Annotated in this window: 11 protein-coding genes; 2 read left to right on the plus strand and 9 right to left on the minus strand. The window is 39.4% G+C overall.

The window, feature by feature from the left end:
- Window positions 1-388: 388 nt before the first annotated feature.
- Window positions 389-1,672 (minus strand): IS110 family RNA-guided transposase, encoded by a 1,284-nt coding sequence (locus LD028_RS00005; RefSeq protein ID WP_237810478.1) that lies wholly within the window; start codon window positions 1,670-1,672, stop codon window positions 389-391.
- A 148-nt stretch (window positions 1,673-1,820) separates the two neighbouring features.
- Between LD028_RS00005 and LD028_RS00010 the strand changes: the two genes are divergently transcribed.
- Window positions 1,821-2,789 (plus strand): methyl-accepting chemotaxis protein, encoded by a 969-nt coding sequence (locus tag LD028_RS00010; protein WP_237810480.1) that lies wholly within the window; start codon window positions 1,821-1,823, stop codon window positions 2,787-2,789.
- 21 nt (window positions 2,790-2,810) lie between these two features.
- Here LD028_RS00010 and LD028_RS00015 read toward each other — a convergent pair whose 3' ends face one another.
- Window positions 2,811-3,701 carry a uroporphyrinogen-III synthase gene (locus tag LD028_RS00015; RefSeq protein ID WP_237810481.1) on the minus strand — a complete coding sequence of 297 codons (891 nt, stop codon included), beginning with the start codon at window positions 3,699-3,701 and terminating at the stop codon, window positions 2,811-2,813.
- 109 nt (window positions 3,702-3,810) lie between these two features.
- On the opposite strand from LD028_RS00015, the gene LD028_RS00020 reads away from it, so the two are divergent.
- The gene (locus tag LD028_RS00020) at window positions 3,811-5,121 is read left to right on the plus strand and encodes an ATP-binding protein (RefSeq protein ID WP_237810482.1); all 1,311 of its coding nucleotides are present in this window, start codon (window positions 3,811-3,813) and stop codon (window positions 5,119-5,121) included.
- 71 nt (window positions 5,122-5,192) lie between these two features.
- Here LD028_RS00020 and LD028_RS00025 read toward each other — a convergent pair whose 3' ends face one another.
- From LD028_RS00025 to glpK, 7 genes are all read right to left on the minus strand, one after another.
- Window positions 5,193-5,633: a flavodoxin gene (locus LD028_RS00025; RefSeq protein WP_237810483.1), complete on the minus strand. Its 441-nt coding sequence runs from the start codon at window positions 5,631-5,633 to the stop codon at window positions 5,193-5,195.
- A 128-nt stretch (window positions 5,634-5,761) separates the two neighbouring features.
- Window positions 5,762-7,618, minus strand: coding sequence for a PTS fructose transporter subunit IIABC (locus LD028_RS00030; protein WP_237810484.1), 1,857 nt, complete (start codon window positions 7,616-7,618; stop codon window positions 5,762-5,764).
- Window positions 7,615-8,538 carry a 1-phosphofructokinase gene (pfkB, locus tag LD028_RS00035; protein WP_237810507.1) on the minus strand — a complete coding sequence of 308 codons (924 nt, stop codon included), beginning with the start codon at window positions 8,536-8,538 and terminating at the stop codon, window positions 7,615-7,617. Before pfkB ends, LD028_RS00030 begins: the two co-directional genes overlap by 4 nt.
- On the minus strand, window positions 8,538-9,287 hold the full coding sequence (locus LD028_RS00040; protein WP_237810485.1) for a DeoR/GlpR family DNA-binding transcription regulator: 750 nt from the start codon (window positions 9,285-9,287) through the stop codon (window positions 8,538-8,540). Before LD028_RS00040 ends, pfkB begins: the two co-directional genes overlap by 1 nt.
- Before the next feature lie 151 nt (window positions 9,288-9,438).
- On the minus strand, window positions 9,439-10,950 hold the full coding sequence (locus LD028_RS00045; RefSeq protein WP_370642769.1) for a bifunctional diguanylate cyclase/phosphohydrolase: 1,512 nt from the start codon (window positions 10,948-10,950) through the stop codon (window positions 9,439-9,441).
- A 507-nt stretch (window positions 10,951-11,457) separates the two neighbouring features.
- Window positions 11,458-12,039: a DUF5317 domain-containing protein gene (locus tag LD028_RS00050; protein WP_004890556.1), complete on the minus strand. Its 582-nt coding sequence runs from the start codon at window positions 12,037-12,039 to the stop codon at window positions 11,458-11,460.
- Window positions 12,040-12,220: 181 nt separating this feature from the next.
- On the minus strand, window positions 12,221-13,711 hold the full coding sequence (gene glpK / locus LD028_RS00055) for a glycerol kinase GlpK (RefSeq protein ID WP_237810487.1): 1,491 nt from the start codon (window positions 13,709-13,711) through the stop codon (window positions 12,221-12,223).
- Window positions 13,712-13,729 lie beyond the last annotated feature (18 nt).

Raw genomic sequence — 13,729 nt, forward strand, 5'->3', positions numbered from 1 at the left:
CCTCCCTCTAGAAATGTTGATATATCAAGGTTTCTTGGCATCATAGGGGTGCCAAAAAAATTTTTTCGACAAAATGAATCACATACTTTTTCATTTTTGTTGATATCTAACAATCCATAGGTACGCTTCGCGACCACTGGTTATTTTTGTATGTTAAAACCAATGGGGAATACATATGCGATGCACCTTGGATCTCTGCATAACTGATGAGGACGAACCCTCCCATGTCTCTGGGCATCCACGCGCCAACATTCCTTCGTTCGGTCTCTTCACCAGGCAGAGGCCGGCTAAGCTCCTCAAGGGACTCTAGGTCGAATGGAGAACATCGTGCCAGCTTCCCCGTGTCATCTGGTTGTTCAGACAGTTTGTTTTGCGAAAGGAGGAGGCTCTAGGCTGCCTGCGCTTGGGATTGGGTAAAGATATCTTGCATCATCCGTTCCCCATCAAATGCTTGCCGTTTCGTACAAACCGCGTATAGAATCTTCAATAGCTTGCCACATAACACAACGATCGATTGTTTCTTACGCAAAGGGTTAACGGGGCGTGTCGTGTAGTACTCGTGCAACTTTCGAAACGCCTCATTATGGCGAATGAGTGGCATCATCACCCGAAAGAGGAGAGCTCGTAGCCGTTTTCGTCCTCGCTTCGAGATGCGTTTTTGCCCCTTGTGTTGTCCTGACGAGTTTTCTTTCAGTGTCAAGCCCGCTAATTTGATGAGCTGTCGTGGATCTTGATACTGAGCAAAACTCCCGATTTCCGATAATAGTTCCACAATCGTCGCATCACCAAGCCCAGGGATCGTTTGAAGCCATTCATATTCCACAGTCGTTTGGGCAAGTACGATTAACTGTTCCGTTAGCGTAGCGATTTCCTGTTCCAATTGGCGATATCGGCGGACCAACGTGGTGATTTCGATACGGGCCATCTGTTGTCCTTCTGTGATCCCAATCGAGTGACGGGAAACCTCTAACAGCTTCTGAATTTTTGGTTTTTGTGGATATTTCAACGCCTCGCTCTCTCGATAGAGCTCGATTAATTCCTCTACGGTCTGATCGACGATATCCATCGGAAACGGCGTTTTTTCTAATGCAGCTAATGCCATTTTTCCTAACGATGGAAACACTTGTGGAAACTCAGGAAAATAGCGATCCGTCCATCGAATGATTTGATTGTGAACGGCATTTCGTTCCTTGATTAATGACTCTCGAAACGTGCTTCCTGCCCGCAATTCCGCTTCCACCTCGTGAAAAATACGCGGATAGCTAAAGCGCCCATCTTTGACCAACTTCGCGATGACGAGAGCGTCTTTGGCATCGTGCTTCGTTGGCAAGTTGTCGTCCAGTTCTTTCAACCGTTTGACATGCATCGGATTGACCATCACCAATGGGATCCCTTTTTCCTCAAGGAAATAGGCGAGGTTCAACCAGTAATGTCCGGTTGGTTCGATTCCGACGATGACTTCCGTTTTGCCAAACTCCCTCATCGTTTCTTGGATCAACGCATAGAACTGCTCGAATCCGATTCTTGACTGGGACACCGAAAATGACTTTTTCAGTACCCGACCTCGTGCGTCTACGATCGCTGCGTAATGTTTTTGTTTGGCAATATCCATTCCTATCACTAATGTTTGATCGGTGACTTGTTCAATTTTGAGATTTTGTGTACAATTCATAGTAAGTCCTCCTTGGTTTGATGATAGGGTCAACTTTCCATTGACACCCCTGCATCATACCAAGAGGGCTTTTTTCTTTCAAGTCCCCGAAAACCTTTCTAACAGGAATGCTCCTCTATCAGTAAAAACGAAAGATGAAACAAGACGTATGATTGAGTCAATCAATCATATGAAAACAAAATTGAAAGGAACGATTCAAACAATAAAGGACGTTTCTATTCACATCGCATCACAAGCAGAACAATTTGCCGCAAGTGCAGAAGAAAGTACACAATCGTCTGAAAAGGCAGCAACAAAAGCTGAGCAAACATATACAGAAGCACAACAACAACTGCATATGTTAAAAGAAACTGATGATTCTTTACACGAGTTCGCGACAGGAATGAGTCAAATTGCCGAAAGTACAGAAGATCTACTTACTTCAGCAGAACAAGCACATCATTCCGTCAATAAAGGAAAACAAGCCATTCAAGCAGTTACGAGACAGGCACACGAATTGCATGATGCGATGTTTACAACAAAAACACTTGTTGAATCGCTCCAGCAACATTCGGAAACAATCGGAAAAATTACAAACGTCATTACAGCAATTGCCGAACAAACAAATTTACTTGCACTTAACGCTGCGATTGAAGCCGCACGCGCTGGTGAGCATGGAAAAGGGTTTACTGTCGTCGCTCATGAAGTGAGAAAGCTATCTGAACAATCGAAAGAAGCGACGAAAGAAATTGAAACTATGATTGATCAAATAAAAATCGAAACAAAGCAAGTAGCACATTCGATGGAACAAAATACAAAAAAAATTGCCGACAGCGTCATATACTATGAAACAGCAGAACAAGCTTTCCAAACAATTGACTATTCAGTAGAACAAGTGTTTTCTAAAGTGCAAACCACATCCGCAGCGATTGAACAAATGACTGCTATTTCAAACGAACTAACTAAAACAATGAAGCGATTAAAACATCTAGCACAACAAGTCATGCAAAAAAGTAAAGAAAGCGCTGTAACTGTAGAAGAACAATTAGCAATGAACGAACAAATTTCTTCGGCCGCCCAAACGCTTGCAAAACTTGGTGATCAGCTACGCGCAACAGTTGAATCATTTCGTACGTAGCCGCGCATATTGTATGCACGGCTACTTTTTCTCAAAATATTTTGCGAGTTCGACAATCATGGCCCCCATACGTTCGTGATCCGGTGCAATGACACGTGCAACCCCTTCTTCATATAACGCTTCTTTTGTCACCTTTCCAACCGCAACAGCTACAACGTCATCGGCCAATGCTCGTTTAATTTCACGTATGTATCCCCATTCGTTCACAACCGAAAAGAAAAAACGCACTTGAATTGCTGATGTAAAACAAACCGCTTGTACAGATCGAGAAATGATTTCATCAACAAGCTGTTTCATCACACTTGGTGTAGGTGGAGTATGAAGATATGGCCATACTTCTTTGTACAAAGCCCCTTGTTTAACTAAAAATTGTTGTAAGGATGGAACAGAATCTCCGTAAAGCTGAACAACCACATGTTTATTTTTCCATTCGACATCTCCCAAAGCACGTATAAGGTCACGTGTCGTTCCATCATTTGCCGTTATATGCGGACTGATACCGTACGTACGTAGCACATTTACTGTTTTATAGCCCCGTGCCGCTATATGTGCTCGGCGAATGACCTGAAGTAACGCATCTTTCATTCCCCATTCGTCTGCTTTTTTTATTAACGTTTCGGCACCAATTCCTGTTGTGAAAATAAACCAATCATTTTGTTCATTGATCATTTGATGAAGCTGTTGCTCTAGCTCTTTATTGAAAAACATCGTTCCTTGGGCAGGTCGAGAGAGAGGAATACCTCCTTGTTTAGCGATAAGCATGCTCATTTCCTCTATTTTACGCGAGGCACATAGTGCAATTTTTTTATTCGTTAACGCTTTCTCAACCATTCTCTCATCTCCTTTTCTTTCCATCATACCACATAAAGATGAAAAATTGCGCAAAATTTGTAGAAACATGACATAAAACATCGAACTATTATGTATTCACACCATCGTTCACTTTCTCTACAATGAAAAGAGATCATTCGACTTAAATATTCAAATAATTCAAAATATATGTCGGAAGGAGTGGCTTCACATGCCCTCACTAATCAAAGAAATATTGCTAAACTTATTTTTCATTATATTAGCATTATTGATCGTTCCGATTTGGCTTGAAGAACGCCGCATATCTGATCACGTGAAAACGATGTTGAAAACGATCGCAATCGGCATATGTATTATATTTTGTATGACGTTTCCGATACATGCAACAAATGGGTTTGTTTTCGATTTGCGTCAAGTAGCCACTTGGATTGGTGGTTTATATGGTGGCGCATTTTCAGCTCTTTTTCTTTCGATAATTACTGTAGTTTACCGTATCATCATCGGTGGTACAGAAGGCATCATAGTAACAATGATCATTACAACCATTCAAGCTGTGACTTGTTTCTTTTTTTACCGAAAGTTTAAAACATCTTTATCATCCAAGCAACGAATAACTTTCATTACTCTTTTATCGATTGGCACAGCTATTTTAACAATGATACTCTCTCACATACATATTGGTGATGAATACCAATTGTCACACATTATTTCAACATACTTTCCAGCACAACCACTTGCCGCATTTTTAGGTGCTTACATTACTGAAACGATTCAAAAACATAGCGAACTTCGGCGGCGTATTGTCCGCGCTGAAAAAATGGAAGTCGTTGGACATTTAGCTGCTTCTATTTCACATGAGGTGCGTAACCCATTAACCGTATCGAGAGGATTTATGCAATTGCTACTCCAAAGCGAACGAATGAATTATAAAGATAAGCAATATATTCAAATTGCCATTGAGGAGATTGATCGCGCTGAGGCTATTATTACCGATTATTTAACATTTGCAAAACCGGCGCCAGAACATGTTGAAAAGTTAAATGTAAAAACAGAAATCGAACGAGTGATTGATATTTTACGCCCCTTTGCTAATATGAGTAGCATTGAAATTCAAACATCTCTTGTTCCGTTTGCAGTGAAAGGAGAACGTCAAAAGTTTCAGCAATGTTTACTCAATGTAATGAAGAACGCCATTGAAGCGATGCCAAATGGAGGTACGTTGCGTATTAACGTATCGATCGATAAAGATTACGTACTTATTCATATTGGTGATACAGGAGTTGGCATGACAAAAGAACAAATTGAACGTTTAGGAGAACCGTATTTTACAACAAAAGGAGCAAAAGGAACCGGTCTCGGAATGATGGTTGTATACCGCATCGTTGAGACGATGAAAGGAGATTTATTTATTCATAGTGAAGTTGGAGAAGGAACAGATGTGTATATGTATTTTCCATCTTATTATAAGTCAGATATCGAAACATCATCAAAGCGCTCTCAATTTGAACAAGTTAGTTATTGACTTGTTCTTTCTTTTTTATTGATTATTTAGAACATAGTTTATTTAAAAAAGGTCGTGTGTAAAACGACCTTTTACAAATGTTTTACAAAATCTCGACCGAATAAACGACATAATTGTTTCTCTTCATTTGTCGGTGTCAATTCAACCTTGAGCCCGTCGAGAACGACTTCAGCCCCACGTTCTTGCAACTTTTCAATTAAAATATCAACGGCAGCACCATATTTTTCATAACTTGAATCGCATGAGCCGAAAACAGCCGCTTTTTTACCTGTCAAATCAACGCTATCTAATTCATCGTAAAAATCTAAAAAGTCATCTGGTAATTCACCATCTCCCCATGTGTACGCTCCAAGCAAAATACCGTCATATTCCTCGAGCTCTGTTGCTGTGGTGTCTAATACTTCTTTCACGTCTAACTCCGCACTTTGTTCTCGAACGCCTTCAGCAATCGCTTCCGCCATCTCTTCTGTATTCCCTGTCATACTTGTGAATACCATAATGACTTTTGCCATTAGTAATCCCCCTATCCTTATTATTGATAATCATTTTCAACAACTATATATTAAATGATAATGATTATCTTTGTCAAAGTATTTTTTAAGAAAAAACGCGCGATTTTTTATCGCGCGCTCTTTATCTATTATTCTTTTACTTCTTTTTTCCACAAACCAACCATGAATGCAGTCACAAGTGAACCAATTAAAATGGCAAGCACATATAACAACGGGTTTCCTTTTACGATCGGGATTACAAAAATTCCACCATGTGGAGCTGGGAGACCGATGCCAAACATCATCGTCAACGCTCCGGCAACCGCTGAACCAACAATAATTGATGGAATGACACGTCCTGGATCAGCTGCTGCAAATGGAATGGCTCCTTCTGTGATAAATGAAGCCCCCATAATATAGCATGTTTTTCCCGCTTCCCGCTCTGCTTTTGTAAATTTCTTTTTAAATAACGTTGTCGCAATCGCTAATCCTAAAGGTGGAACCATTCCACCTGCCATAATAGCTGCATGCGGTGCATAGTTCCCTGCATCAATCATCGCAATTCCAAACGTAAACGCCGCTTTGTTGATCGGTCCACCCATATCGACTGCCATCATTCCTCCAAGGACAAGACCAAGCAAAACAAGGTTACCTGTGCCCATATTTTCAAGCCATGTTTTCATTCCTTCATTTAATGCTTTCACTGGGTCAATGACGACATACATCATAATAAATCCCGTGAGCAATATTCCGAATAATGGATAAAGTAGAACAGGTTTAATTCCTTCAAGTGATTGTGGCAAACGGCTAAACCATTTTTTCAATCCAACAACGAGATAACCGGCCAAAAAGCCCGCAATTAGTCCACCTAAAAAGCCTGCACCGCCATTCGCGGCCATAAATCCTCCGACCATCCCCGGTGCAAATCCTGGGCGATCGGCGATGCTCATCGCGATAAATCCAGATAAAACAGGAATCATGAGGGCAAAGGCACTACCACCACCGATGTCCATTAATGCTTTTGCAATCGGATGGAATGACGGATCATTTGGATCAAACGCTTTAATACCAAAAATAAATGAGATCGCAATTAAAATTCCGCCACCAACAACGAACGGAAGCATATTCGATACGCCGTTCATTAAATGTTTATAAAAACCTGTTCGTTCTTTTGATGCATACGAGCGATTGCCACCACTTGCACGATAAATTGGGGCATCTTGTTTTAATGCTCGGTCAATGAGGTGCTCTGGTTTACGAATCGCATCGGCAACAGGTACTTGGATGACATGTTTTCCATCGAATCGGTCCATTTCTACTTGCTTATCTGCTGCAACGATAATGGCAACAGCATGTTCAATTTCTTGTTGTGTTAACTCATTTTTCACCCCGCTTGAACCATTCGTTTCTACCTTTATGTCCACTCCCATTTCTTTTGCTTTCGCCTTCAGAGCATCAGCAGCCATATACGTATGCGCAATCCCTGTTGGGCACGCTGTCACGGCTAATACTTTTTTCTTTCCAACCGTCTGTTTTTCTTCAGTCACCATTTCTCCCTCCTTTTCTTGAATCGTCTGAATAATTTGTTGTTTTGATGAAGCGTTTTCAATTTCTGAGCGAAACGATGTATCCATTAACAATGTTGACAAGCGAGATAGCGCTTCTAAGTGAGTATCGTTGGCTCCTTCTGGTGCAGCAATCATGAAAAACAAATGGCTTCTTTTTCCGTCCAACGCATCGTAATCAATTCCCTCTTTCGAACGTCCAAAAACAACGGCTGGGGTGCGCACCGCCTTCGTTTTTGCGTGAGGGATGGCAATTCCTTCTCCGATTCCTGTCGTACTTTGCGCTTCGCGAGCAAAAATTGCTTCGATAAACGTCTGACGATCGTACAATTTTCCCGTATTCTCAAGAACATTTGCTAATTCTTCAATCACTTCTTTTTTTGTTCGGGCTTTCAAATCAAGAACAATCGTATCTTCTGTCAACAAATCTGTTATTCTCATACACGATCCTCCATTCTGATGATGGTCACTTGTTCTAATAAGCGATAAACCTCATCTTCTGTGCATAAATCTTCCGAAAATGCCGTCGCACTCCCTGCTGCGACGCTATATCGAAATGCTTCTTCAAGTGGTGCTTCGTTCACGTACGCAGCTAAAAATCCTGCTACCATCGAATCACCTGCCCCAACTGAATTTTTTACCATTCCTTTTGGGGCTTGGGCGATTAATATGACGTCTTTATGGAACAAAATTGCCCCATCTCCAGCAAGGGAAACAATGACATGTTGCACACCATTGTCAATTAGTTTTTTTCCGTATTCTATAATTTGATGGCGACTATGAATACTCACTCCGAACAATTCCCCAAGCTCCATTTGATTCGGTTTAAGTAAAAATGGTTCGTATGCGATTGCTTGTTTCAATGCACTACCACTCGTATCAACAACAACTGCAACTTTTCGTTTTTTCGCTTCTTCCATCATCATGACGTAAAATGTATCATCTATCGACGGCGGAAGGCTTCCTGCTAAAACAAGGATATCTCCTTTTTTTAGCTGTTTAATTTTATCGATCAACGCTTCTTTATGTTCATCGCTAATGACAGGCCCTTCGCCATTTACTTCTGTTTCTTTTTCCCCTTTTAACTTAATGTTTAATCGCGTTTGTCCCGGTACAGTAATAAAATCTGTTAAAATATGTTCCCGTTTCAATTCATCAGCAATGAACTGTCCCGTAAATCCACCGATAAACCCGAGAGCAATATTATGAATGTGTAGTCGCTTTAGTACGCGTGATACATTAATTCCTTTCCCCCCAGGAAAATAGGATGTTTTTGTCGCGCGATTTAATTTTCCAAGTTCGATCTGTTGTGCTTCAACAACATAGTCGACGGAAGGGTTTAATGTACATGTATAAATCATCATTTCACAACCTCTACTGTCGTTTTTGCTTCATACATTGCTAGCAATTCTTCATCTGTTTCATCCGTAATCATCGTTGCCTCTTGTAATTCGGCAATTTTTGCAAACGTACTTTCGTTTAATTTCGAATGATCAGCTAATACAAAAGCTTGTTGTGATAAATGGATGGCTGTTTGTTTCATAAACGCTTCTTCAGGATCTGGAGTCGTATAACCAAAATCAATATGAACGCCATTTACTCCAATAAAACATTTGTCAAAACTATATTGCTGCAACGAGTGAATAGCTCCTCGACCGATTAATGCATTCGTTTTTTTCTTAATTAATCCGCCAACAACATACGTCGGGATATCCTTTTCTAATAGTGCATCAATATGCATCATTCCATTTGTCACAACGACGATATTTTTTGCTTGAATATAAGGAATCATCTGTAATGTTGTCGTTCCCGCATCTAAATAAATGCAATCTCCATCTTGAATAAGGCTTGCTGCATATTTACCAATAAGCTGTTTTTCATGAATGTTTTTCGTCGATTTTTCAAAAACGCTCAGCTCTTCTCTTTTTTGTTGTAACAACGCTGCACCACCATGGACGCGCTTTAATTTTTTTTCTTTTTCTAACTGACTTAAATCACGTCGAATTGTCGACTCGGAGCATTGCGTTGCTTCAACGAGTTCATGTAGCTTGACGACTTCTTTTTCTTGTAACAGCTGTAAAATAATGCGATGTCGTTCTGGTGTTAACAACTTCACACCTCCTTTTTAAATCGCTTACATTTTTATCATACTGAAATATATACAAAAAATCAACCAAATTCATTCAATTTTAATCAAAAATAATCATTTTATTTCATATATCATTCACAAACGATCAATTTTCGGAAAAATAAAAACTGCCTCACGGTGAGACAGTTTCGTTTTCATTTCCGACTTTCTCAGGATAATATTCTTCAATCATTTGGATAAATGGCTCGACATATTGAGGATCGAATTGCGTCCCAGAACAGCGGCGCAATTCAACAATTGCTTCGGAGAATGTTTTTGTTCGTTGATACGGGCGGTCTGTTGTCATCGCATCAAATGAATCAATAATACACAAAATACGTGCCAATTTCGGGATCTCTTCGCCTTTCAGTCCATAAGGATATCCTCGTCCATCATAACGTTCATGATGAAGTTCAACAAGAGGAATCACTTCTTCAAACCGACCATCCGAAAGGACAATTTCTTTCCCCCATATAACGTGTTTTTTCATTATTTCCCATTCATCTGGATCAAGCTTGCTTGTTTTGTTAATAATATCTCGTGAAACTTCGATTTTTCCAATATCATGAACAAGCGCCCCTAAAACGAGTGTACGTTTTTCCTCTTCCGTAAGAGTTAAACGATCGCTAAATTCCATTGCATATTTAAATACACGTTTACTATGACGGTATGTATATACATCTTTATAAAGCAACAATTTTAACTGCTCTTCAATCGCATCTAAATCTTCTTTAAATTTCAATGCATCACGCGATATTCTTTTCGCATCGTACAATTGTACATTATTTTTCCCTTGTGCTTTTGAATAATAAAGCGCTTGATCAGCCTTATGTAATAGTTCACTTTCTTCATACATGTCAGACTCATACTCCGCAACTCCACATGAAAACGAAATGCAACGATACGGAAGGCGGTCAACTCCGTCAAATGGTGTATCATTTAATTTTTTTCGTAATTGATCCATAAAAGCTGCTGCTTCATGTTTTGTTATTCTGGGTAAAGCAATCGCGAACTCCTCTCCACCATAACGGGCAACAATATATCCTAAATCTTTTGTTTCGTTTCTCAAAAATTCCCCAACAAACTTTAATAATCGATCCCCTTGCACATGACCATGATAATCATTATATTTTTTAAAATCATCTAAATCTAAAAAAGCGATCGAAAACTGGCCACCTGTTTTTTTCGTCTCCCGAAATAATTCCTTTAAGTAATCTTTAAAATATCCGTGGTTATATAAGCCGGTGAGGTAATCTTTATTTGCCTGATTGGCCATTTCTTGATAAAGATATAGAAACTTCTTAAAAACAAATGATAAACACATAACTAGTATTGTAAAAATAAATAACCCAAAAAACAAGTCATCTCTAATCATCAATCCTAAAACAAAGGAAAGGAGAAGTGTAACCGAATAACTAATGAGGGCTTCACTAAATATTCCCTCGCTAAACATACTGTATAAAGCAGACAACAAGTCCTGCTTCGATAAAAAAGCAAAAAAAACATACATTAAAAAAATGTTAACTAATCCATATACAGTTAGGCTAAATAGATATCCAAAAAAATTCTCGTAGTCAATGTTGCCAATTTGGATAGATAAGTTTATTAAAACATAATATGCACTACTTATCATTAGACAATACATTGAAAAGTTGAAAAAATGTTTCCACCAAGCCATTTTTCTATTATAAAAAAAATGAGCTATACTACTTATTAGAAGTATATAAAGAGCAATATTTATACCGTATATAAATAAAGTTGCCAAATAAACCGATGAATCTAAGGACAGAGAATTTCCCTTTGGTGGAATATCTACCACGAAATAATTCAATAATGAAACTGTTCCAGATAAAACATATATTAAAACCCAATCACTGAGAGTCAAACTTTCAAGATTAGTGTGGTTGATAAAAAAATATAAACCGATTACAGATATCAGCAGAGCATATAACTTTGTGTAATCTTCAAAAACTCCTTCTCTTGCATTCAATTCTATCACTCTCTATCTTCACATTATTACTTACTGGGAGCTGTCCACGCCCCCAGTACTATTTTTAACTTCCAAACTTAAATCCTGAAGTTAATGCCACAACAACAGAGCCGATAACGAGGAGATTAATAAGTACATTTTTCACGCGTGCGTTCATGTGTTTCACCTCCCTTCATGTATTGGTTGGGAAGCATTTGTTTGTTTCTCTTTCATCATTAAATACTGAATAAACAAAAAGACACCGATATTCATGACAACGTCGCCAATGCTAATCACTTTCGCTCGCGGATAAGGTGGCGCTAACGGAATTATGTCGCCTAAGAACGGAAAGATCGTATCAGCTGTAATAGCTGTATGCTTTCCGTAAAGTCCCGTTTTTAAAAGTTCAACGTATTCTTGTCCTAAAACGGCTTGTGTCGCTTCAAGTGATACAGGCATTCTACCACCGTTTAATGCAATAACAATAAAGTTTAAAAGCACGCCTGCGAAGATCGTTTTCATTCCCGGATAATGGCGATTAAGCCAAATAAATGTTAGTCCAACGATGTAAACGATAATAAATGTGACGTTGCTTATATTCGCTAGAAAAGCAATTCGGTCTTGCAATAGGAAGAAAATCCATTGCACAAGCAACAGCACAGGGAAGATCCAACCGCCTTTTAACTTTAATGTCGCGATCCCTTTAAAATTGCCTCCGCGAAATAAACCGATTAAGATGCTCAAGATAATCCCATCGTATACCATATAGCCCTCACATTTCTTTAAAAACAAAATTTTTTTCTTTTTTATTGATTATATTATCACATTTTTTCGGATGTGAAAACGGTTATATTAACAAAATATTTTGTTTTTCTTATTGATTATTTAGAACATAGTTTTATTTAAAAAAAAATCGACTGTCTAGTCGACAGTCGATTTTGTTTTTCTATCTAAAGGCTTGCGTAGCACGAACTGCTTTTTTCCATCCATCATAAAGTTGTTGTTGAACATCAACATTCATTTTTGGTTCAAAAGCACGATCTATATTCCATTGTTTCGCAATCTCTTCTCTACTTTGCCAATAGCCAACCGCGAGCCCTGCTAAGTAAGCAGCACCGAGAGCAGTCGTTTCGTTCACAACTGGTCTTTCAACGGGTACGCCGAGGATGTCACTTTGAAATTGCATTAGAAAATTGTTTTTTACCGCTCCACCATCAACACGTAACGTTTTTAATGTAATCCCCGCATCCGCTTCCATTGCAGTTAACACATCTTTCGTTTGATATGCAAGTGACTCAAGCGTTGCGCGAATAAAGTGCTCTTTTGTCGTTCCGCGTGTCAAGCCAAATACCGCTCCTCGTACATCGCTATCCCAATATGGTGTCCCAAGTCCTACAAACGCTGGTACCACATATACACCATCTGTTGATTGTACTTTCGTTGCATATACTTCGCTATCTTTTGCTTCCTTAATCATTCGTAATCCGTCACGTAACCATTGAATGGCAGATCCAGCAACGAAAATGCTTCCTTCTAACGCATATTCGACTTTTCCATCGACTCCCCATGCAATTGTCGTTAATAAACCGTGTTTAGACTGAACTGCTTTTTCGCCCGTATTCATTAACATAAAGCAACCTGTACCGTATGTGTTTTTCGCCATTCCTTGTTCAAAGCATGCTTGCCCGAACAAAGCTGCCTGTTGATCTCCTGCAATACCAGCAATCGGCACTTCTTGCCCAAAGAAATGGTACGGTGCTGTATGTGCGTAAATTTCTGAAGATGGCCGAACATCCGGTAGCATTGCTTTTGGCACTTGTAAAATGCCGAGTAGTTCATCATCCCATCTTTGTTCATAAATATTGAACATTAACGTTCTTGAAGCGTTAGAGTAGTCTGTCACATGCACTTTTCCACCAGATAGCTTCCAAGTAAGCCATGTATCAATCGTCCCAAATAACAACTCCCCTCTTTCCGCTTTTTCACGTGCTCCTTCCACATGATCTAAAATCCATTTCACTTTCGTTCCTGAAAAGTAAGCGTCAATAAGCAAACCTGTTTTTTCACGAAACACTTCATCGTATCCAGCTTGCTTTAACTGCTCACAAATTTGTGCGGTTTGGCGCGATTGCCATACAATGGCGTTATAAATCGGTTGTCCTGTTTGTTTGTCCCATACGACCGTTGTTTCACGTTGGTTTGTAATACCGATTGCGGCGATTTGCTTTGGTTCAACAGCTGCCTCTGACAATACCGTTGCAATGACAGCTAAAATAGAACCCCAAATTTCATTTGGGTTATGCTCCACCCATCCTGGCTGTGGAAAATATTGTGTAAACTCTTTTTGTGCAATATGAACAATTTCCCCTTTTTGATTAAATAAAATAGCACGTGAACTCGTTGTTCCTTGATCAAGAGCTAAAATGTATTTATCCATATTTCATTCTCCCCTCAC

Source organism: Anoxybacillus sp. LAT27, assembly GCF_022030075.1.
Classification (GTDB): domain Bacteria; phylum Bacillota; class Bacilli; order Bacillales; family Anoxybacillaceae; genus Anoxybacillus; species Anoxybacillus kestanbolensis.